This is a genomic window from Maritimimonas rapanae, assembly GCF_057837205.1.
In genome coordinates, this window is sequence record NZ_JBYQFI010000001.1 from 1,526,420 (window position 1) to 1,549,166 (window position 22,747).

Annotated in this window: 23 protein-coding genes and 2 tRNA genes; 13 read left to right on the top strand and 12 right to left on the bottom strand. The window is 31.7% G+C overall.

The features are described 5' to 3' along the window. The first annotated feature begins 56 nt into the window (after positions 1–56). Positions 57–581 carry a DinB family protein gene (locus AC3IF2_RS07295; protein ID WP_489166416.1) on the top strand — a complete coding sequence of 175 codons (525 nt, stop codon included), beginning with the start codon at positions 57–59 and terminating at the stop codon, positions 579–581. Here AC3IF2_RS07295 and AC3IF2_RS07300 read toward each other — a convergent pair. Next, the gene (locus tag AC3IF2_RS07300) at positions 578–1,396 is read right to left on the bottom strand and encodes a methyltransferase domain-containing protein (RefSeq protein WP_489166417.1); all 819 of its coding nucleotides are present in this window, start codon (positions 1,394–1,396) and stop codon (positions 578–580) included. The two genes, AC3IF2_RS07295 and AC3IF2_RS07300, sit on opposite strands and share 4 nt — an antisense overlap. Before the next feature lie 159 nt (positions 1,397–1,555). Here AC3IF2_RS07300 and AC3IF2_RS07305 point away from each other — a divergent pair, with 159 nt between their 5' ends. Further along, on the top strand, positions 1,556–2,014 hold the full coding sequence (locus tag AC3IF2_RS07305) for a hypothetical protein (RefSeq protein ID WP_489166418.1): 459 nt from the start codon (positions 1,556–1,558) through the stop codon (positions 2,012–2,014). A gap of 40 nt (positions 2,015–2,054) precedes the next feature. Here the strand turns inward: AC3IF2_RS07305 and AC3IF2_RS07310 are convergent, their stop codons facing one another. Both AC3IF2_RS07310 and AC3IF2_RS07315 read right to left on the bottom strand, forming a co-directional pair. Next, positions 2,055–3,575, bottom strand: a complete 1,521-nt coding sequence (locus tag AC3IF2_RS07310) for a hypothetical protein (RefSeq protein ID WP_489166419.1) — start codon at positions 3,573–3,575, stop codon at positions 2,055–2,057. Positions 3,576–3,615: 40 nt separating this feature from the next. Then, positions 3,616–4,635: a glutaminyl-peptide cyclotransferase gene (locus AC3IF2_RS07315; RefSeq protein ID WP_489166420.1), complete on the bottom strand. Its 1,020-nt coding sequence runs from the start codon at positions 4,633–4,635 to the stop codon at positions 3,616–3,618. 113 nt (positions 4,636–4,748) lie between these two features. Between AC3IF2_RS07315 and AC3IF2_RS07320 the strand changes: the two genes are divergently transcribed. Next, entirely contained in the window at positions 4,749–5,039 is a 291-nt protein-coding gene (locus AC3IF2_RS07320) for a type B 50S ribosomal protein L31 (protein WP_480198014.1), read from the top strand. A 105-nt stretch (positions 5,040–5,144) separates the two neighbouring features. On the opposite strand, the gene AC3IF2_RS07325 is transcribed toward AC3IF2_RS07320, so the two are convergent. Together AC3IF2_RS07325 and AC3IF2_RS07330 are read right to left on the bottom strand one after the other, a co-directional pair. Next, entirely contained in the window at positions 5,145–5,660 is a 516-nt protein-coding gene (locus AC3IF2_RS07325) for a DUF2892 domain-containing protein (RefSeq protein WP_489166421.1), read from the bottom strand. Between the two features lie 46 nt (positions 5,661–5,706). After that, a complete protein-coding gene (locus AC3IF2_RS07330; protein ID WP_489166422.1) occupies positions 5,707–6,837 on the bottom strand; it encodes an AAA family ATPase in 1,131 nt (376 codons plus the stop codon). Positions 6,838–7,000: 163 nt separating this feature from the next. On the opposite strand from AC3IF2_RS07330, the gene AC3IF2_RS07335 reads away from it, so the two are divergent. From AC3IF2_RS07335 to AC3IF2_RS07365, 7 genes are all read left to right on the top strand, one after another. After that, on the top strand, positions 7,001–9,244 hold the full coding sequence (locus AC3IF2_RS07335) for a transglycosylase domain-containing protein (RefSeq protein ID WP_489166423.1): 2,244 nt from the start codon (positions 7,001–7,003) through the stop codon (positions 9,242–9,244). Between the two features lie 106 nt (positions 9,245–9,350). Next, positions 9,351–10,127 carry a hypothetical protein gene (locus AC3IF2_RS07340; protein WP_489166424.1) on the top strand — a complete coding sequence of 259 codons (777 nt, stop codon included), beginning with the start codon at positions 9,351–9,353 and terminating at the stop codon, positions 10,125–10,127. A 104-nt stretch (positions 10,128–10,231) separates the two neighbouring features. Then, entirely contained in the window at positions 10,232–10,876 is a 645-nt protein-coding gene (locus tag AC3IF2_RS07345) for a DinB family protein (RefSeq protein WP_489166425.1), read from the top strand. Further along, positions 10,873–11,145 (top strand): hypothetical protein, encoded by a 273-nt coding sequence (locus AC3IF2_RS07350; RefSeq protein WP_489166426.1) that lies wholly within the window; start codon positions 10,873–10,875, stop codon positions 11,143–11,145. The genes AC3IF2_RS07345 and AC3IF2_RS07350 overlap by 4 nt, the downstream gene beginning before the upstream one ends. 12 nt (positions 11,146–11,157) lie before the next feature. After that, positions 11,158–12,741, top strand: a complete 1,584-nt coding sequence (locus tag AC3IF2_RS07355; RefSeq protein WP_489166427.1) for an amidase — start codon at positions 11,158–11,160, stop codon at positions 12,739–12,741. Positions 12,742–12,746: 5 nt separating this feature from the next. Then, positions 12,747–13,106 (top strand): cupin domain-containing protein, encoded by a 360-nt coding sequence (locus AC3IF2_RS07360; RefSeq protein ID WP_489166428.1) that lies wholly within the window; start codon positions 12,747–12,749, stop codon positions 13,104–13,106. A gap of 6 nt (positions 13,107–13,112) precedes the next feature. Beyond that, positions 13,113–13,820, top strand: coding sequence for a DUF4197 domain-containing protein (locus tag AC3IF2_RS07365; protein WP_489166429.1), 708 nt, complete (start codon positions 13,113–13,115; stop codon positions 13,818–13,820). Positions 13,821–13,826: 6 nt separating this feature from the next. On the opposite strand, the gene AC3IF2_RS07370 is transcribed toward AC3IF2_RS07365, so the two are convergent. The 7 genes from AC3IF2_RS07370 to AC3IF2_RS07400 form a co-directional block, all read right to left on the bottom strand. Then, a complete protein-coding gene (locus tag AC3IF2_RS07370) occupies positions 13,827–14,030 on the bottom strand; it encodes a hypothetical protein (RefSeq protein ID WP_489166430.1) in 204 nt (67 codons plus the stop codon). A 65-nt stretch (positions 14,031–14,095) separates the two neighbouring features. Then, positions 14,096–16,159 carry a methylmalonyl-CoA mutase gene (gene scpA, locus AC3IF2_RS07375; RefSeq protein WP_489166431.1) on the bottom strand — a complete coding sequence of 688 codons (2,064 nt, stop codon included), beginning with the start codon at positions 16,157–16,159 and terminating at the stop codon, positions 14,096–14,098. Beyond that, a complete protein-coding gene (locus AC3IF2_RS07380) occupies positions 16,160–16,804 on the bottom strand; it encodes a hypothetical protein (protein WP_489166432.1) in 645 nt (214 codons plus the stop codon). 2 nt (positions 16,805–16,806) lie between these two features. Continuing rightward, on the bottom strand, positions 16,807–18,177 hold the full coding sequence (locus AC3IF2_RS07385; protein ID WP_489166433.1) for a methylmalonyl-CoA mutase subunit beta: 1,371 nt from the start codon (positions 18,175–18,177) through the stop codon (positions 16,807–16,809). A gap of 1 nt (position 18,178) precedes the next feature. Further along, positions 18,179–18,496 carry an FtsB family cell division protein gene (locus AC3IF2_RS07390; RefSeq protein WP_489166434.1) on the bottom strand — a complete coding sequence of 106 codons (318 nt, stop codon included), beginning with the start codon at positions 18,494–18,496 and terminating at the stop codon, positions 18,179–18,181. A gap of 7 nt (positions 18,497–18,503) precedes the next feature. Then, a complete protein-coding gene (udk, locus tag AC3IF2_RS07395) occupies positions 18,504–19,109 on the bottom strand; it encodes a uridine kinase (RefSeq protein ID WP_489166435.1) in 606 nt (201 codons plus the stop codon). A 33-nt stretch (positions 19,110–19,142) separates the two neighbouring features. Continuing rightward, on the bottom strand, positions 19,143–20,249 hold the full coding sequence (locus tag AC3IF2_RS07400; protein WP_489166436.1) for a PQQ-dependent sugar dehydrogenase: 1,107 nt from the start codon (positions 20,247–20,249) through the stop codon (positions 19,143–19,145). 87 nt (positions 20,250–20,336) lie between these two features. Between AC3IF2_RS07400 and AC3IF2_RS07405 the strand changes: the two genes are divergently transcribed. From AC3IF2_RS07405 to AC3IF2_RS07415, 3 genes are all read left to right on the top strand, one after another. Further along, positions 20,337–20,411 (top strand) — tRNA-Pro (locus AC3IF2_RS07405). Positions 20,412–20,462: 51 nt separating this feature from the next. Beyond that, positions 20,463–20,537, top strand: a tRNA-Pro gene (locus tag AC3IF2_RS07410). Positions 20,538–20,673: 136 nt separating this feature from the next. Then, positions 20,674–22,704: a protein-disulfide reductase DsbD family protein gene (locus AC3IF2_RS07415; protein WP_489166437.1), complete on the top strand. Its 2,031-nt coding sequence runs from the start codon at positions 20,674–20,676 to the stop codon at positions 22,702–22,704. Positions 22,705–22,747 lie beyond the last annotated feature (43 nt).

A 22,747-nucleotide genomic window follows, 5' to 3' on the forward strand; every position in this document is an offset into this window, starting at 1 on the left:
TAGCTAACTTATTAAGTTTTCCTTTTTTTATATATTTAAAGTGAAATTTGATACTTATGAATAAGGAATCTATCACAAAATTATTAGAAAAAAAACACCAAGATCTATTTAATTGGTTAGAAAATGAACCAAAAGATAAATGGGAAACTGGACCAGAGGGTAAATGGACACCAGGTCAGCATTCTTTGCATCTCTTACAAAGCATCAAAAAAGTGAATGATGCTTTAAGTATGCCTAAATTCTTACTACGTTATAAGTTTGGTAAAGCAAATCGAGAAGTGCGAGACTATGAAGCTATTGTAAAAAAATATCAAGACAAATTGTCTCAAAATCAAGATAAAGCTAAGGTGTTCAATTCTAACGTAAAAGCACCAAAGATTGACGATAAAGGTTACATTATAAACAGATTAAAAACTGAAAATAAAAAGCTGCAATACAAAACCAATAAGTGGAAAGATAAAGACCTTGATAATCTAATTTTACCACACCCTTTAATGGGCAAAATGCCAATTCGAGAAATTATTATGTGGACTGCCTATCATGTAGAACATCACACTAAAACTTTAAAAGAAAAATACTAGATTTTTCTGGCAATCACTTCTCGCATAGCTGGGCAGAAAATCGTGGCCCCTGGCATCTTTTCTAAGTCTTCGAAAGCAACTAACGCCTCATTAACTTCTAGATTAGTTAAATAACCGGCATCTACTAGTTTAGGAAAATAAATATTAAAAAAACTTTTTGGCCAATGCCATGTTAATTGATTAGGTGTTGCCATTTTAGTTAAAGGTCTGGTGCTAATCACCTCAAAGCCACATTCTTCAAAATATAGAGGTAAATTTCTGCCAACATCTATATTTCCATTTTGTTCTCTAAAACTTTGTAAAGCTGCACCAATACCTTTTGCTAAAGCTGGTATATGAGGTTCAGACTGTAATGTAGACCAATCAAAATATTCTTGTGTGACTACTACTCCACCCTTTTTTAAAGCTTTGTGCAAATTTACTAGCACTTCTTTAGCATTAGGTACCCAGGCCAATGCCCAACGATCATATACACCATCTAGACTATTTTCAGTAAGCTGCATATCATTAAAGTCACAACATTGGGTTTCAATACTCAAGTTGAATTGCTCAGCAACTTTATCTAAAAAATCGATAAAATAAGCAGATTTATCTATACCAATCACCTTTCCTTGTTCACCTGCTATATAAGCTAGCTCAGTAGTGCAGAATCCAGGTCCACAACCTAGATCCAGTAATGTTTGACCTTGTGTAAAACCAGCCAACTCCCAACTTTTAATAGCTTCACTTGCCCACACTTGATGTTGTAAACCTAAACGATGTAATTCTGCAGTTTCTGTACCTAAGATATAGGCGTTATTTTCTTGTTGTGACATTAGTTAGAATTAGTTGGTATCTAAATTATAAAATATACTTGAAATGGTTGGCTTTAACTACTTAAAAAACTACCTTAGTTTATCGGTGAATATATTTAATCTATACTCGGTGCAATAGATATATTAAAATGAATATATATTCTTAATACATTAGAAAATATGAAAATAACTACTATACTACTTTTAATTATTATTCTCTTGTCTTGTAAAGGAAAATCTCATAAAACTAATAGCAAAACTCAGCCAACTCAAGAAAAAGAGATTATTATAATTAATGAAAAGTTTAAAACATTAAACTCTAAAAAAATAAATCAGTTATTAAAAGAAAAAAATGAGCATTTATCTTCTAAAGATGTAATGAAATTATTTTATCCAAAAGAAGTAGAAACTGGTGAAGGAAATGAAAAAATAGAAATCTCCGAAAAAAACGTAGAAAATGGAAATAAACTCGTAACCTTAATTCATAATAACCAATTAGATGATTCTATACGGGGAGAAAAATATGTTATGGAATTGAAAAGGGTAAATGGTAAATGGTCAGTAATTTCAATAAAAAAGAATTGGAAATGTTGGGACGGTAGAGGTCATACTAATTGGGGAATAGAATTGTGTAAATAAATCATTAGTTAATAAGGAGTATAGTTCATTACTATGGATATTAGTTCTCTTCGAAAGTAATATGTTGATATGCCCCAATATCTGGTGATGTAGTTCTATTAATACCTAAAATATCAAAAGGAACTGTAGTAGCTCCCGTTAAAGATGCATTGCCATTAGCGTCTGAATCTTGACCAATAATTAGATCATTCTCTAAAGGATTTCTAAAATGAGGGTTTCCATTTAAAATTATATTCTGGTACAGACTTGTGTCGTTAAAGTCGAATAACGGATTAGTTAATAGTTCAGAGTTTGTTGTATCAAATTTTAATAAACTATTTGCCACATTAAAATTAAAATCAGCTCCTTCTACCCTATCTAACACGAATTCTACATTCTGATTACCCTCAATAATACAATTCGTAAAATTGGCAGCTTGCAAGGTTACCGGATTTATAATTTCGTTACCATTATTGATCGAAGTAAAAAAGTTATTTACTAAGACCGTTGGGAATTGCCTAAAACTACCATTCCAATAATTAGCAAACGTACTATGTGTAAAATTATAGGTGCCTCCTACTGTACAAGCTAAAACCGATTGTCCACTATTAGCCAATACTAAATTCTCACCTAAAATATTGGTCTGTCTACCTAAAATACCAAAATTAGATGTATTATAGATTTGTGTATTTTTTACTGTCAGGGTTGGGTTAACTCCATTAATATCATCAACTAATAAACCAATAATTCCGTTTTTAATAATGGCATAATTAATCTCGTTATTCTTGCTACCTTCTCGCAGCCAAATAGTTCCCCATTGTCCAGCTACTTCAGAAAAATTAGGCTCTAAACGATCACCTTCAAAAACTACTTCATTATCGAGTTCTCCGTTTACCTTAAGAGTTCCATCTTCTTGCACTAATAACCCTGAACCATCATGAAAATGGACTTTGGTACCGGCTTCAATCGTTAATGTTTTATCAAACGGCACTCCAACATAACCATAAATAACATAGGGTTTATCATTCTGCCATACAGTGTCATCATCTAGTAAAAATCCGTTAACGGCAATGTCTTCACCCATTTCATCTTGACCTATTACAATAGTTTCTGAAATTCCTTGAGCATCCCGTCGAGGAAATAGAAAATGTGCATCTTGTACTAATGTTACCAGATCTACATCTTGAAAATTATTAGCGGCATCAAAAACAATAGAATCTGTATAAATTGGGTTGGTAACTTGATTAAAATCTATAGTAGCCTCAACAAAAATGTAAATACTATCTCTTGCTAAAATATCTATATTCTGAAATATTTTACCAGGGACACCATCTACATTTAGGCGATAAAAAGAATTCTCACCCCTACCTAAAGCAATTGTTGGAATCGTAATTGCATCATTACTTTTATTGTAAACTTTAAAGCTTCTAGTACTAGAACCAATATTTGTAAAAATGGTATCTAAAAAAATAGTGTCTTTAGAGAATTGAAGTTCTCCTTTACTTAGAATAGTGTCAAAATCTTTGCGACATGAACCAAGTGATAGTAGTAATATTGCTAGAAGAAAAAGGCTAAAACGCATTGTTAGAATTCTGTCTAAATATAACTTTTTTAGGATATCTTTATTGCTTTTTCTTTAGCTTAATTTCGAATACTTTGTTCCAGTTTTTTCCTGTTACAAACAGACGATCATTAGCTGCATCATATGCAATACCGTTCAATACATGGTCGTTACCGGACTGACCTGCTTTAGATTGAAGGCCTTTCATATCAGCTATACCCTCAATAGCTCCACTTTTAGGGTCAACAATTACGATGCTATTACGCTGCCACATATTAGCATATATTTTACCATTTATATATTCTAATTCGTTTAGATCATCAGCTTTACGTTTGTTGGTGTAAATTTCAATAAAATTTTCTTCCTTCTGAGTTTTTGGATCTAAAAACCATATACGTTCGGTACCATCACTTTTAATCAGCTTACTTGCATTATGAGTTAACCCCCAACCTTCTTTACTTTGATTATAAACAAATTCATTTTTTAGATCAAATGTTTCTAAATCGAACACAAATCCTTTTTTATTACGCCATGTTAACATGTAAATATTATTACCAAAAATGGTCATGCCTTCACCAAAATATTGCTGATCTAAATCATGTTTTTGTAAAACCTCACCCGTTTCTAAATTTACCTTTCTCAAAGATGATTCACCATTCTGACCAGTACTTTCATATAAAAATCCGTTATGAAACTCCAAACCTTGTGTAAAAGCATCCTTATCATGCGGAAATTCATTTACAATCTCGTAGTTATATATTTCTGGAGCATTCGCTGCTAAAAAATGTACTGTATTTGTTAATTGTTTTTGCTTATCACCATAAAAAACAGTTGCTGATACTGCATGCTTTCCTAATCTACTGTTAGCAATATCAATGTCTGAATTTGAGTTTAAATGCTTTCCGTCAAGGTAATAACGTACAGAATCAATAGGTTTATTGTTTTTTTCTGTTACTGTAAAACCTAATTTCTGATTGACATTTACTGTCTTAGGAGATGTTAATTTTAACTTATATTGATTACCGCAAGCTGTAAGTAAAAGCGCTAAAACACTAATGATTGAAAGTGATCTTAAGGTCATTATTTAATTTTTGAGTAAAAAGTATTTTTATAGTTTGAATTTTCAAAAATAGTATTAAATTTGCACTCTCAAAACTGGAAAGCAGTTATTTAACAATTAAAAAGAAGATTACGATGAGAAAAGGAATTCATCCAGAAAATTATAGAATGGTAGCTTTTAAAGATATGTCTAATAACGATGTGTTTTTAACACGTTCTACTGCAGATACAAAAGAAACAATTGAGGTTGATGGTGTTGAGTATCCGTTAGTGAAACTTGAGATTTCTAGAACATCGCACCCATATTACACTGGTAAAGTTAAATTGGTCGATACAGCTGGACGTATTGATAAGTTTAAAAACAAATATGCTAAATTTAAGAAAGAGGCTCCTAAAGTAGAAGCAGCTTCTCAAGAAGAAGAATAAATTTGGTAAACTAAAGATTTCTATCCTTTCTCCCCTTTAAGATTGGAAACAAAAAACCTCGAAATGTACATTTCGAGGTTTTTTTATTTTAAGAAACTAATTTGATTAAATCCGTTTCATTTGTTGTTTTAATTGCTGTATCTGCTCTTTAAGCATACCATGTTTGTCTAATTTTTTTGCTTCCGCTATTAAATTAGTTGCCTCTCTTTTTCTACGTTTTGTAGCAGCAACACCAGCCAACTGTAGTTTTGCCATGGCTAAGTCATGATCCATAGACAATCCTAGTTTAATGGCTTTCTTAAAGAATTTTTCTGCTTGTGTTAAATTGGTTTGTGAAACCATAATACCTTGTAGAAAATTATAATACCCTTCTTGCTTCTGTATTAGTGCAGCACTAGGGTTCTTAATATAAGATAACCATTTTGTAGCTCCAGCAAAATCTTGTTTACGCATACGCAAAAAGGCCAATAATAAAAATTCATTTTTAAAATAGAAAAATACAAAGATTCCTGCTAGTAAAATCAATGAAATACCATTACCTATATTACCTTCTACAAACTGATAAATAGCCCAGGCAAAAATGCCCACAGCCAATACTAATTTTATATTTTTATTAAACATCTATCTATTAAAATTTAGAGGCGCAATTTACAAAATGATTTCGGCTTTACCGCATGTAAATACGTTCAAACCACAACTTAAAAAGTGGATCTAAAAATTCAATTGTTCCTCCATAAGCGTCTATGATTTCTTTCTTTATTAAAGCTTTTTTAATAATACTTACGTTAGCCGATGAACCTAAATTATAGCGTTTAATAACCTTGCTAGAACTCATATGTTTCACTTTATTAACTAGCGCTTTTAGATAATTTATTTGTGGATTAGAAAGCGAGTCTATTTCTTTATGAAACAACAAGTCGTATTGTTCAATTAGCTCTTCTATAGCATCGTTAACATTCTTATTTGTGCAATGTGTCTCAGTGTTTCGCCAAACCACATTAGATAACTGTTGTACAAAATAGGAATGGTTCTCTACTGTTAGCGCAATTTTTTCGGCTAGTTTTTCGCTAATCTCTTTTTCTGTTTTTTTAAACTGTTTCGTAATATACTTTACCCAATGATCAGTTTCTATTTTTTTCAGGAATAATACATCACCAAATTTATAGAATGGCATCGATTTACTTTCGAATAATTCAGTCATCATATGCCGTTTACTACCATACAAACAATAGGTAGCTATTTGATGATGTTGCCAATGCGCACGTAGTTTCTTTTGAAATTCTAGATGATTTTTAAAATGACTAATATTTTGAAACTCATCTAGACACACAACAATTTCAATTTTCTTAGCTTTAGAAAGTGATTCGGGTAAGTTTATAATTTCTGAAGGATTCTTCTCCACTTCTTCCCAATCAAAACTCACGGAAAATTCATGTTGTGGATCAACTCCAAAACTGAATTTTGGAATTACCTGTTTGAAAAAATCCTTTGCTTTTCTTATACGTTCTTCCCATTTTGTATAAGATACTTTAAGTAATTCTTCAGTAAAAACCTGATAAAATTCTCGCTCAGTACGCACATTAAACATGTCTATATAGACATATCTAATTGTTTTATTTTTTCTAGCAAGGTCTTTTGAAGCTTTCATAACTAATGACGATTTACCCCAACGACGGGGAGAAATAACTATAGTATTGATCTTAGACTCAAAATTATGTTGCAAATAAGTAATCTCTTTTTGTCTATTTACAAAGAAAGAAGATTCAATTATTTTACCATGTTTAAAAGGAAGTTTCATATATCAAAAATAAGTAATAATATTATTACTAACAAATTTATTACTAACAAATTTATTACTAATAATATTATTACTTAATAAAAACCTCATTATTCCCTTGTAAATAATAATCCTTAAATTAATACGTTTAAAATCAGAGATTTTAAAACTATCCCCAATTTCGATGATAAAAAAGCTATTTAAATTTTTAATTAAGTTATTTTTTATAGGTATTCTGTTCTTGAGTTTATTTATAATAGCGGTATATTATGGCATTTTTGGCCCATTATATTCTACAGAACAGCTTAAAGAATTTAAGAATGAAACTGCTACATTGGTATTATCTGAAGAGGGTTCAATCATTGGTAAATTCTATGCAGAAAATAGAACAAATATCACATACGATAAAATAACTAAGCATCTTGTAAATGCACTCGTAGCTACCGAAGATGCTCGTTATTTTGAACACGAAGGTGTAGATTCTCGAAGTTTGTTGCGTGTTCTATTTAAAACAATCTTATTCAATCAAAAAAATGCAGGTGGTGGTAGCACTATTAATCAACAACTAGCAAAAAACATGTATGGTCGCAAAAGTTATGGGCCATTAACAATGTTAATAAACAAAACCAAAGAAGGTTTTTTAGCACATCGTTTAGAGGGTATTTATTCTAAAGAAGATATTCTTACTTTATATTTAAATACTGTCCCTTTCGGGGAAAATGTATTGGGTATCGAAGCCGCTTCTAGACGTTATTTTAATAAGCCCGTAGAGAAGCTAAAAGTAGAGGAAGCTGCAATTTTAGTTGGTATGCTAAAAGCCAACACCTATTACAATCCTAGATTATACCCAGAGAATGCTATTAATCGCAGAAATGTAGTCTTAGCTCAAATGGAAAAATATGATTACTTAAAATCTTCTGAAAAGGATTCTTTACAACAACTTCCAATAAAATTAGATTATGCTAATCTCGAATCTGAAGGCCCTGCTAACTATTTTTTAGCGGAAGTTAAAAAAGAGGTTAAAGAAATTTTAGAAACTTTTAATAAAAAAAATGGCACAGATTATAGTATAGAAAAGAGCGGATTAACTATCAAAACCACATTAAATCTTAATCTACAGAAATATGCCTTAAATGCTTTTAAGAACCATTTAAGTATTATGCAAAAACGTTTAAGAAGTCAGCATAGAAATGGTGAAAGCAATAAAAAATTAAATCAACTAGTAACTAAAGAACTAAAACGGTTAAAACTTACTAAAAAAGCTAGCGAACATAAGAATAGAGAACTTTTTGATTGGGATGGTTTTTATACAGATTCTATTTCAGTTCGCGACAGTTTAAAACATACACTTACCTTACTACATGCAGGGTTTTTAGCCTTAGAACCTACTACTGGCGCCGTGAAAACTTGGGTTGGTGGTATTGATTTCCGTACACAGCCTTATGATCAAATTTTTGCACAAAGACAAATAGCCTCAACTTTTAAACCTATTTTATATGTATCAGCACTAGAAAATGGCATGTCACCTTGTGATTATTTAGATAACGATAAATTAGTTCTGACCGACTTTAATAACTGGCAGCCTCAGAATTACGATAAATCTATAGGTGGCAATTATACCATGGCAGCATCCTTAACGAAATCACTTAATATTCCAACAGTAAATTTATTTTTAGAAACTCCTTTTTCTACTATTGATAGCACCTGGAATAGCATGGGATTTTCACAAAAGTTGGTAAATAAACCATCATTAGCATTAGGTACATCTAGTGCTAGTATCTACGAAACTGCCATAGCATACGCAGCATTTGCAAATGGTGGTTACAAAATTGAACCTCAAATCATCACATCAATAAAAACTCAAGACGGTAAAACCATTTACAACAACAAATTCTTAAAAAGCAACAATCGTATACTAAATGAAAGATCTGTAAGCCTGTTAAACGCCATACTCCAAAAAGCAATTAACGAAGGCACTGGTAAATCTCTAAAAAATAAATACGGAATAAATGTACCCTTAGCGGGGAAAACAGGAACCTCGCAAGATTATGCAGATGCATGGTTTGCAGCTTACAATCCTAAATTAGTACTAGTTACACGTGTTGGTGCATCCTCGCCTATTATTAAGTTTAATTCAGGTTCAAATGGAGCTGGTAGCACTTTGGCTTTACCATTAGTTGCTAAAACATTACAGCGTGTACAAAAAAACAGTTGGATCAAAAAAAAATATACTGCATCATTCAACCCATTGCCAGAAAATTTAGCCGATAATTTGGTATGTGAAGACTATGAAGAAGATTCTGGTGTTTCTAAGTTTTTTAATAGCATATTTAAGAAAGAAGAAACTACTTTAGATAGAGCAAAAAAGCGAGCAGAACGCAAAGCAAAACGTAAAAAACGACGTGAAGAAAGACGCAATAAGTCTTAAAATACGTGCAAATGGTTAAGAAAAAGCAACCATTTGGCAGTATTAGCGTCTAATTTTTAGTAAAATATCTTATATTTGTCTATTAATAATTATAAATTGCTTAAACATGAAAAGAAATCTACCCCTTGTATTAATTGCTTGCCTTTTAATATTTTCTTCCTTTAATGGTGAAAAAAAATCAAAAAAAGTATGGTATAAAGCTACCGATGGTAGTGGATATATTAGCTTAGAAAGAATTGATATTGATAATGCAGAGTCAATTTTAAAAACAACTGTAAATTCTTACTTTGGTAATGAAAAATTACAGTTTACTACAACTACAACTTGCGAAAGTAACAAGTTAGCAAATGCATCTAAAATACAGTTTAATGGTACTATAGATTCAAATATGAATCCTGTAGTTTATGCTGGTGAGCGTGTAAAAATGAAAAGAAATGCTTCATATTGGAGTTTTCAAGGTGATTTTAAAAATGAAATCACTAACGATCCTGAAGTAAATCAATTTTTATACCCTAATCATAGTGCTGTAATTAGAATGCCTTTAGAAACAATACCATCATTTAATGTATGGGCAATTGTTCCTAATTTACCATTTAATAAAGCTGAAGGTACATTTAAATTTAATTCTTTAGATGAAACAAAATTATATGTAAAGAAAGGACAAACTATCAACTATTTAGGTCAATTTGATACTGATGTTGCTGGTGAAACACAATCTTTACATAAATTTGTACATCAAGGTAAAAAAGTAAAGACTGCTTATTATTGGGTTAACAATGATAGAGAACTTGTAAAAATTCAACTTGACGGTGAATTTGAGTTTGTAAAAAGCACTAAAGAAGAAGCTTTAGGTAAAATCGTTGCCAACATTTCTGAAGACTAATTTTCTTAAAAAGATTATATTAAAAATCCGTAACATTTTGTTACGGATTTTTTTATGCCCAATTTTAGCTTAACTTTAATGACTAAATCATACACTCTCTAAAAATGGAAACATCATTTAACAATCGTAGAAATTTCATAAAAAAAACAGCATTATTAAGTGCAGGAATGGCTATAGCTCCTTCTTTTATTCAAGCAAAAGAACCCATATATAATTCAGAAGAAAATATTTATATGATTGGCCCTCAAGAAGGCTATTCACCACATGTTGGATCATTACTTTCTATGATGACCATGATGCGTTCTTGGGTGATACATCAAGTAAAAGGTTTGACAGTAGATGAACTTGATTATCAAATAGATGCTGAATCAAATTCAATTGGCGCAATGTTACTACACTTGGCTGCAACTGAGAAGTATTATCAACTTAACACTTTTGATGAATTAGAATGGGGGAGCTGGAATGATGACATAAAAAAAGAATGGGATATTCCTATGAGTTTAGGAAAAAACGGCAGAAAGAGCATAAAAGGAAATGACATTTCTTATTATTTAAAAAAATTAGAAGATGTTAGAGAGGTTACAAAAAAGGAATTTGCTAAACGAGATGATAATTGGATTCAAAAATCTGAGCCCTTTTTTCAACAAAAACCAACAAATAATTATTGCAAATGGTTTCACGTTTGTGAGCATGAATCAAATCATCTTGGGCAAATAAAATTTATAAAGAAAAGGCTGCCTAAAAAGTGAGATCTAAACTGAGATATTTAGTCATTGGTTTTTTCTTATTACTAATAGTAATAATGCTCTCGCCCAAAACTATAATTAGTGTTTGTGAAGTATGCGGAGTTCAAGATTATCAAAGATCTCTATTTAATAAACCAATAGAATTTATTAGTGAGCATGAAGTTGATGAGTTAGGTACTCATAAAAAATGGATAGAAGAAAATGGCGAACCACATAATCCTCATATTTGGAAAGAAGTGGACGAATCAACAAAAAAACTGTTAACGCATTAAAATAAATAAACAATGAAAACCACCTTAAAATTTATAAGTGCAATATTGCTTTTAACTGTTTTTGCTTCTTGTAAAACAGAATCTAATAAAAAAGAAAGTACTGTAATCGATTTTCCTTTTGAAGAAGTTACTATAGATCAGCTAAAACAAGGATATGTAGATGGTGAGTATTCAATAGTAGAAATAACTCAAAAATATCTAGACAGAATAGAAGCAATTGATAATAATGGACCACAACTAAATTCGATAATTCAGGTAAATCCAGACGCTTTGGCTATAGCTGAACAACTAGATAAAGAACTTAAAGAAGGTAAATCTAGAGGGGCTCTACATGGCATTCCTATAATTATTAAAGATAATATAGATACCCAAGACAATATGTTTACTACCGCAGGTTCTAGAGCTCTAGAAGGGTCTAAACCATTACAAGATAGTTATGTAGCAAAAAAGTTGAAAGAGGCAGGAGCTATTATTATAGCCAAAGCAAACCTTAGTGAGTGGGCTAACTTTAGAGGTGAAATGTCTTCTAGCGGTTGGAGTGGTATTAATGGTCAAACTAAAAACCCATATGTTTTAGATCGTAATCCATGTGGATCTAGCTCGGGGTCCGGAGCTGCCGTTTCAGCAGGACTAAGCCTTGTAGCAATAGGTACAGAAACTAACGGTTCTATTGTATGTCCTTCAAACGCAAATGGTGTGGTTGGTATTAAGCCAACAGTAGGTTTAATAAGTCGTTCAGGTATTATTCCTATTTCATTTACGCAAGATACAGCTGGGCCAATGGCACGCAATTTAACCGATGCAACAATATGTTTAAATGCTTTAACAGGAGTAGATTCAACAGATACTAAAACATTAGCAAGTAAAGATCATATTCAAAAAGATTATACCCAATTCTTAAAAAAAGATGGTTTAAAAGGAAAACGTATAGGTTTATATAAAAGGCCTTTAGGTAGAAATTTTAAAGTAGACACCATTTTTCAAGAGGCAGTAGCTTATATGAAAAGTCAAGGAGCAGAAGTTATTGAAATTGATAGGGTTGCTGAAAATAATGTTGGGGGTCTGTCATTTCAAATTATGTTATATGAATATAAAGACGGCCTAAATAAGTATTTTAAATCATTAGGGCCAAATGCTAAAATTAAAAATTTGGAAGATTTAATCGAATTCAATAAAAAGGATTCTATTGAATTAGAATTTTATAATCAGAAATATTTAGAAATGGCTCAAGAGAAAGATGGTCTTGATTCTGAAGATTACAAAACAACATTAGCAAGTATGCTCAAAGGCTCACGCGAAAATGGTATTGATCGAGTGATGAATGAACATAATTTAGATGCCATTATTGCTCCAACTGGAGGGCCAGCTTGGAAAACAGATCATCTTAATGGTGATTCTTTTGGTTTAGGAAGCTCTTCGCCAGCTGCGAGAGCAGGATATCCTAATATTACCATACCTATGGGGTTTGTTAGTGAATTACCAGTAGGAATCTCAATTTTTGGTAGAGCATGGAGCGAGCCTGCATTGTTGGAAATTGCTTACTCATACGAACAAGGAACTAAACATAGAAAAGCACCACAATTTTTAGAGAATTAATTAAAATGAAAGTAGTAAATATTAAAGAAAAATTCTCACTATTCAACGAGCATTGGTCACCCAAAATTATCGGTCAATTAAACGGACAAGATGTTAAATTAGCTAAGTTAAAAGGTGAATTTGTTTGGCATAACCATAAAGATGAAGATGAACTATTTTATATTGTAAAAGGTACTTTAATTCTAGAATTTAGAGATAAAACAGTTACACTCAATGAAGGCGAAATGATTGTAATACCAAAAGGAGTTGAGCATAAACCTATTGCTAATGAAGAAGTATGGGTTTTATTATTTGAGCCAAGCAATATTAAACATACTGGTGACGTTCAGCATAAGTTGACTAAAGAATATTATGAAAAAATCTAAAAACACATGAAGTATTTAAAAGCATTATTATTTGTCCCTTTATTTTTACTAACATCTTGTGCAGAACTACAACAAGTAGTTAATCAATTACCTCAGGGTGGAGTGACAAATGCCGATATTATTTCTGGGTTAAAACAAGCTCTAGATATAGGTATAGATAAGCAAGTAAGTAAACTTACTCTTGAGGATGGCTTCTACAAAAATGAGCTTGTAAAAATTTTATTACCTGAAGAGTTACAAAAAGTAGATAAAACATTGAGAGATATAGGCCTTAGTAGTTTAGCAGATGAGGGACTTAAAGTATTGAATAGAGCAGCAGAAGATGCCGTAAAAGAAGCTACACCTATTTTTATAGATGCCGTTAAAAATATAACTTTTGCTGATGCAAGAAACATTCTATTAGGTAATGATAGTGCCGCTACTACCTACTTAGAAACCAATACTTCGCAAGCTCTATATTCGAAATTTCATCCTGTAATAAAAAGTTCTTTTCAGAAAGTAGGGGCTGATGAAATATGGAAGAATCTTATTAACAAATACAATAGCTTACCGATAGTATTCAATAAGGTAAATCCAGATCTAACCGATTATGTTACTAATGAAGCACTAGATGGTGTTTATACCATGATAGCAATTCAAGAAAAAGAAATAAGAACAAATATTGCCTCGAGAACAAATACACTTTTACAACGTGTATTTGCTCTTCAAGACTAAAAATTATTAAGCTTTTTTACCACCAAGCATTCCAACTAGTAAAGCTAGAATACCCAATCCTATAGTAATGTAAGAATTTGTGTTGTCTTGAGCTTCTGCTTTTATAACACCTAAATCTACTGAAGCTTCTGGTGCTACCATAGTGTAAATTCCATATCCTAAAAGGATTACACCTACAACTAAAAGGACTGTTTTGATTGATTTGTTCATAATTATTTGGTTTTATATTCGTGTGAATATAAAAAAATATTTACAAATGGATAAATTAAAGGTAATTATACTTCTTCGGTACTTTCGATTAAAATCTCTAAAATTTCAATAGCTGCCTTTGCAATTTTAGTTCCCGGTCCAAAAACACCTACCACACCTTTATCAAATAAGAACTGATAATCTTGTGGAGGTATTACACCACCAGCTATAACCATAATGTCTTCTCTACCATAATTTTTTAACTCCTCTAAAACTTGAGGGACTAAGGTTTTATGACCAGCTGTTAACGATGAAACACCTAAAATATGTACATCGTTTTCAACAGCCTGTTTTGCAGCTTCTTTTGGTGTTTGAAATAAAGGACCAATATCTACATCAAAGCCCAAGTCAGCAAAGCTTGTTGCCACTACTTTTGCTCCTCGATCGTGCCCATCTTGGCCCATCTTGGCAACCATAATACGCGGGCGTCGCCCTTCTAATTCTGCAAATTTGTCTGCTAGTTCAATGGCCTTTTTAAAAGTATCGTCTTCTTTTATCTCTCTACTATACACACCAGTAATCGAATTTATTGTTGCCTTATATCTGCCAAAAATAGCTTCTAAAGCATTAGAGATTTCTCCAAGTGTTGCTCTTTCTCGAGCAGCCTCTACCGCCAAAGCTAATAAATTTCCATCATTTGATTTTGCACATTCAGTTAATTTATCTAGAGTTATTTTTACTTTGTTAGTATCTCTTTTTGCTTTAAGTCGATTTAAACGTTCAATTTGTGAATTACGAACTTTATTATTATCAACCTCTAAGATATGTAGCGGATCTTCTTGCTTTAATTGATATTTATTTACACCAACAATTACATCTTGACCGCTATCAATTCGCGCCTGTTTTTTGGCTGCAGCTTCCTCAATACGTAATTTAGGAATTCCTTTTTCAATGGCTTTGGTCATCCCGCCAAGATCTTCAACCTCTTGAATAAGCTCCCAAGCTTTATTGGCAATTGTTGAAGTTAATTCTTCTACATAATAGGAACCTGCCCAAGGGTCAACAGTTTTAGTAATCTTCGTTTCTTCTTGAATATATATTTGTGTATTACGAGCTATTCTTGCAGAAAAATCCGTTGGTAAAGCAATAGCTTCATCTAAAGCATTGGTGTGTAGACTTTGCGTACCACCAAAAGCAGCTGCCATAGCCTCAATAGCCGTTCTAGCCACATTATTGAATGGGTCTTGTGCTGTTAGACTCCAACCACTAGTTTGGCAATGTGTTCTTAATGCTAAAGACTTTGGGTTTTTAGGGTTAAACTGTTTTACAATCTTAGCCCAAAGTATTCTACCTGCTCGCAACTTGGCAATCTCTTGAAAATGATGCATCCCTATTGCCCAAAAAAAGGATAAACGTGGTGCGAAGCTGTCTATATCCATCCCAGCTTCAATACCCGTTCTAATATATTCTAAACCATCTGCTAAAGTGTATGCCAATTCAATCTCTGGTGTTGCTCCAGCTTCTTGCATATGATAACCCGAAATAGAAATAGAATTAAACCTTGGCATATTCTTGCTAGTATATTTGAAAATATCAGCAATTATTTTCATTGAAGGAGTTGGAGGGTAGATATAAGTATTACGCACCATAAACTCTTTAAGAATGTCATTTTGAATGGTTCCAGGTAATTTTTCAGGGGTTACCCCCTGCTCTTCAGCTGCTACAATATAAAATGCTAGAATGGGTAATACTGCGCCATTCATAGTCATAGAAACAGACATTTGATCTAATGGAATTTGATCAAATAATATTTTTATATCTTCTATCGAATCAATAGCCACGCCAGCTTTACCCACATCTCCTTGAACACGCTCATGATCTGAATCATAACCACGATGTGTGGCTAGGTCAAAAGCTACCGATAATCCTTTTTGACCAGCTGCTAAATTTCTACGATAAAAGGCATTACTTTCTTCTGCAGTAGAAAAACCTGCATATTGACGAATTGTCCAGGGTCGACGGACATACATAGTTGAATAAGGTCCACGCAAGTTTGGAGCTATGCCTGCAACAAAATTCTCGTGCTCAAAAGTTTTAGGTTTTGAGTTTTTAATTTTTAATTTTATGTTTTGAATATCTTTTCTAGACATTTACAATTTTATCTTTCTAATAAATGGATCAAAATCCATTTCAAATGGTGTCATTATATTTAACAAAAAAGTTTTTTGATTTGATGTAATTAAATAAATGGTATTGAACATTTCATAATTCTCATCGTCCTTCTTTTCATCATAAGAATTATATCTACTTAATCTATATTTTGCCTTAAATACCTGTAGACCTTTATGTCCTATATAAGTCGCTTTTATTTTATTATGATAAATACCTGTTACCTGCTGATATTTTTCATGATTCTTCCTTAGGTAATATAGTAATTGACTTGCATTGCTCTTATTGAAAGGCATATACGGTAACGTATTTACATAAACTTCTGAAAAAAGTTCTTCATTATAATAATCATAATGATTGCCATGGGATATTTTACGTTGTTTATACCCCTGCTCGTAATAATAACGCTCTTCTTCATTTTTAATTGATGCATGAAAGTTTTGAATTTCACTTTCTGACAATTCTTTAAAGCCCTCGGGTAAAAATATTTTTATTTGATCTTTTTCAAGGGAATAATATTGACCCAAATCTACTGGTTGTACTAAATTTTTCTCATTAAAACCTTTTGTTTCTTTTTTACATGAAAAAAATGCTAAGAACACTACTATTAAATACAACTTCTTCATAATTATTCTTTTTCTAATCTTTCTTTCTCCAATTCTTCTGCTAAACGTCTAGCTATAATTGGTTCTATTAACGTCTTTCGTGCTTTTGTTTTCACAAAAGGATAGAGCTCCAATTCATCATTCATTTTATCATTTTGATTAGGATGTTTATTTGTACCTAATAAAACTTCATCTCCGTTATCAAATTGATCTTGTTCTTTTTGCGCACTTTCAGAAATTTTTCGTTGGATTGTTCCTTCAAACAATTGCTTTAAAAACCCACCTGACCTTTCTATGTCTTTAAATAGTTCTAACGCCTTTTCAGCGAATTGTTTAGTAAGAGATTCTATATAATAAGATCCTTCAGTAAATTGAGCTGCTTCTTTAAAGTAACTTTCTTCTTGTAAAATTAATAACTGATTACGAGCAATACGTTCACCAAATTCATTCTTTTTATGATAAATTGTATCATAAGAAACATTCGAAATTGTATTTGCTCCTCCTAATAAGGCACTCATACATTCAGTAGTAGTCCGCAACATATTTGTATTATAATCATACAAGGTTTTATTACGTAAACTTGGCACTACAAAAATCTGTGGCTTTATTGATAACTTATATTCGTCACATAACAACTCAAATAAATAGCTAAATGCTCTTAGTTTAGCTATTTCGAAAAAGTAATTGCTTCCGACTGCAAAGTTGAATTGAATGATTTTGACAGATTGCCACGCTTCACTCGCAATGACGTTAAAGTATTCATTAGCATGGGCCAAAGCATAAGCAATTTGTTGTATGCAATTTGCTCCCGAATTTTGATATAAACTTGCATCTACTCCAATAAGGTTTACATTTTCGGAAGTGCTAGAAAGCAACGACTTTACAATATTAAAATCTTCATTTTTACTGGCAAACCAATTACCGTCTTTAGCAAGATTACCAATAGGATCAATATTTAAGAATATTCGAAATCCTTTCGTTTTTTCGATTAAATCGGAGAGGAAACTCTTAGAAAGAAAATTGAATTTAAAATAAATTGACCCTTCGACTGCGCTAAGATTGATACCTTGTAAAAGTAAATCAATATCAAAAGGTTTATGAGCTTCAAATTGAATAGTGGTAGCTCCTCTTTGCAGAGCATCTTTTGTTAAAAAATTAGCGGTTTGTTCTTCTGAAATAAAAATAGTCTGACATATACCAACATCTTCTAAAACCTTTGGAATATCTAAAGCTTCAAATTCATCTTGATGATAAAATGGTTTTACTTTAATACCTTCATTAGATTCCCAAACTAACGTTTCATTATAATCTAATCCTTTAAGATCAACTTGAATTTTTTGTTTCCATTGTTTTGCAGAAACTTCATCGAATTCATTGAATAAGTTACTACTCATATTATTTTTTTATAGTATCAAATTCGATAATGTATATTTCTTCATTCTTCTTTTTCATCCTATATTCTTCACGCGCAAATTTTTCTAAAGAATCTGGGTGCTGTAAATTCTCTATAATTTTTTTATCGTGTTTGATCTCATCCTTGTAATAATCTGTAGACTTCTCGAGCTTATCAATTTCTTTATCTAGTTCACGATGATTTAAATATGAATTTTCATCAAAAAAAAGCATCCAAACAATAAAAATTAATATGATAATGATATATCTGTTGCTTATAAATTTTATAAAAGGTTTATTTCTAAATTGTTTAAACGTCATTTAAATACTACAATTTTTCATTAATAATTGTCCTCACTATATCTACGGCCACTGTATTGTATTTATTATTAGGTATAATAATATCGGCATATTCTTTCATTGGTTCAATAAACTGCTCGTGCATAGGTTTTAAAGTTTCTTGATAGCGTTGCAAAACTTCATCCATATCTCTACCTCTATCTTGTATGTCGCGCTTTAATCTTCTAATTAAACGCTCGTCTGAATCAGCATGAACATATACTTTTATATCTAATAACTCACGTACTTTACGTTTTGTAAATATTAAAATACCTTCTACAATTACTACCTTACTAGGGTGCGTTTTTATAGTGTCTTTAGTTCTATTGTGAGTAGCAAAAGAATATACAGGTTGTTCAATTGTATTACCATTTTTTAATTGATGTAAATGCTCAACCAGTAATTTAAAATCTATAGCTCTTGGATGATCAAAATTGATTTTCGACCGCTCATCGAAAGTAAGGTTATCTGTTGTTTTATAATAAGAATCTTGAGAAATTACCGTCACTTCTTCGTTTGGTAACTCATTAATTATTTGGTTTACAACAGTAGTTTTACCGCTACCTGTACCCCCAGCGATTCCGATAATTAGCATGAAAATTGGTTTTAGTATTGGGCAAATTTAAGATTATTTCTTTGGAATGATTTTAACGATCCCTAAATTTTCAACACCAACATAAATATAACCATCTGGGCCTTGTCTCATGCTACGAACACGCCCAATACCATCTAAAAGCCTTTCTTCTTTAGTTACCTTATTATCACTAATTATACATCTATTTACGTATTGAAACTTTAACGACCCTACTAATAAATCTCCTTTTAAATTTGGGTAAACATTACTACTTACAAAAGTCATCCCACTAGGAGCTATCGAAGGAGTCCAATAATGAAAAGGTTGCTCCATACCTGGTAGTGATGTATTTTCTGTAAAACTGGTTCCGTTATAATTTATGCCATAGCTTATTTTTGGCCAGCCATAGTTTTTCCCTTTTTGTACGATATTTATTTCATCTCCTCCTTTAGGGCCATGCTCATGTGTCCAAATTTCTCCAGTTATTGGATGTTTTTCCATTCCCTGTGGATTACGATGACCATAAGAGTATATTGCTTTTTTAGCATTGTTATCATTTACAAATGGATTGTCAGATGGAATAGAACCATCGTCGTTCAATCGATACACTTTTCCTCCATCTCTTGAAATGTCTTGAGGATTTACATCTCTATTACCTCTATCTCCAATTGTAAAATATAGAAACCCTTGATTATCAAATTCAATTCTAGAACCAAAATGTTGCCCTCTACTCGTATTTGGAGTAGCCTTATAAAGCAATTGTTTATTAGTAATCTGGTTATTACTTAATTTAAACCTCATTATTGCAGTATTTGCTCCATTACCTCCACCTTCTGCTGATGCATAAGAAATATAGATCCATCCATTTTCTTTATAATTAGGATGTAATTCAATATCCATTAATCCTCCTTGACCTAAAACTTCTATTGCTGGTAATCCTTCAATGGTCGTTTTCTTTCCATCCTTATGATGAATTAATGTACCAGATTTTTCATTAATGAGTAAAGAGTTATCAGGTAAAAAAGTAAACCCCCAAGGGTTATACAAATTGGGCACAACAACTTCGTGCGTATATTCAATGTTTTCAGGAGTATTATTTTGAGCACATGATGTGAAATTAACTAAAAGTATAAACGTGATAATATTAAATAAATGTTTCATTAGAAAAGTATTAGATGCTGGAGTGAATTTACAAATAATTATTTATTGAAACTGTTAAGAAAAAGTATATATTTGCAAACCTTTTTTCGGGGTGTAGCGTAGCCCGGTTATCGCGCCGCGTTTGGGACGCGGAGGTCGCAGGTTCGAATCCTGCCACCCCGACTGAAAGTTCAACATTATCTGTTGAACTTTTTTATTTTTATACAATAAATTCGGGGTGTAGCTTAGTCCGGTTAAAGTGCTGGTCTGGGGGACCAGAGATCGGAGGTTCGAATCCTCTCACCCCGACTTATTGAATTTCATCTAGACTTATTATAAAATTTTCTTAAAAAAACCATTTAGTCTTTATTAATTGTAATGATTTGTAAAGTTTAACGCCTAAGAAGATTATCTTAGCAAAACGATTTCGAATTTAATTTTAGAAATGAAAAAACTATCCTTACTTCTACTCATTCTATTTTCTTCAATAGTCTCTTTTTCACAAATATTAGAACCAGTCAAGTGGTCATACGATTCAAAAAAATTATCTGACAATGAATATGAATTAATCTTTACTGCCAATATAGATGAAAATTGGGCTGTTTATTCTCAACATATTGGAGATGATGGACCTATACCTACCACATTTACTTTTGACAAGAATGACAATGTTGAATTTATAGGAAATGTGATTGAAAGTGACGAAAATAAGGTTACTAAACACGATGCTGTATTTGATATGGAACTTTCTAAGTTCTTTAAAAAAGCCGTTTTCAAACAAAAGGTCAAGCTAAAAAAAGAAGGTGTAATAATTAAAGGATCACTTGCATATATGACTTGTGACGATCAACAATGTTTACCTCCAACCGACGAGCCTTTTGAATTTAGTTTTTCATCTTCTGGTTCTAGTGCATCACAAGGTGATATTGGAAAAGATATTAAAGTTGATGATAATAAAGTAAATCAATTATTATATGGTATTTCCCCTACTGATATCAAAAAATCTGATAAAACTTGTGTAAATGAAGTAGTTTCAAATGCAACAACTATTGAAGAAGGAGGAAAATCATTATGGAGTATTTTTGGTTTAGGCATTTTAGGTGGTTTACTTGCTTTATTAACTCCTTGCGTATTCCCTATGATTCCTTTAACTGTAAGTTTTTTCACTAAAAAGGGAGACCAGAATAAAAGTTCTGGTATATCTAAAGCAATATTATATGGTTTTTTTATACTGGCCGTTTATCTGGTTTTAAGCGTTCCATTTCATCTATTAGATTCAATAAATCCAGATATCTTAAATGATATTTCAACTAACGTATGGTTAAATGTCATTTTCTTTATCATTTTTGTATTTTTTGCATTCTCATTCTTTGGTTATTATGAGCTAACATTACCTGCTAGTTGGACAAATAAAACTACACAAGGAGAAAATGTAGGGGGAATATTTGGCGTGTTTTTTATGGCTTTAACATTGGCAATTGTTTCATTTTCATGTACAGGACCAATTTTAGGTTCTTTATTAGCAGGTTCTCTAACTTCTGATGGAGGTGCTTGGCAATTAACCGCAGGTATGGGGGGATTTGGATTAGCTTTAGGTTTGCCTTTTGCGTTATTTGCAGCTTTTCCAGGTTGGTTAAATTCATTACCAAAGTCAGGTGGATGGTTAAATACAACAAAAGTAGTATTAGGCTTTTTAGAATTAGCATTAGCCTTTAAGTTCTTGTCGGTTGCAGATTTAGTACAACACTGGAATATTCTAAAAATTGAACCTTTCCTAATTATTTGGATTCTTATTTTTGGAGGTTTGGCTTTATATCTTTTCGGAAAAATTAAATTTCCACATGATTCTCCAATAAAAAAGCTATCCTTTTCAAGAATTTCGTTTGGTATATTGGTAGCTGCTTTTACTATTTATCTTATTTCTGGGTTTAGAGTAAATAAAGAGACACAAAGTTTTACACCATTAACATTGTTAAGTGGTTTGGCACCTCCTGTTGGCTACAGTTTTATCTATCCAAAAGATTGTCCTAATAATTTAGATTGTTTTAAAGATTTAAAGGAAGGAATAGCTTATGCAGAAAAAGTTAATAAACCTATTATGCTAGATTTTACTGGATATGGATGCGTAAATTGTCGTAAAATGGAAGAACATATTTGGCCTTTAGAAAAGATTGATAGTTATTTACGAAATGATTATGTATTAATATCTTTATATGTTGATGACAAAAAAGCCTTGCCTGAGGATCAACAAGTTTTTGTTAGAAGAATAAATGGCGGAACAAGAAAATTAGAAGATTATGGCGATAAATGGGCTAACTTTCAAACACAATTCTTTCAAAATAACTCTCAACCTTATTATGTGCTTTTGAGTCCAGATGGTAAAACAATTTTAAATAAGCCAGTTGCCTACACACCAGACGAAGATCAATACGCCCAATTTTTAGAATGTGGTCTAGAAATTTTAAAAGCTAAGTAATAAAGATAATCTTATCATTTTTATAATATTAAAAACACTTTGG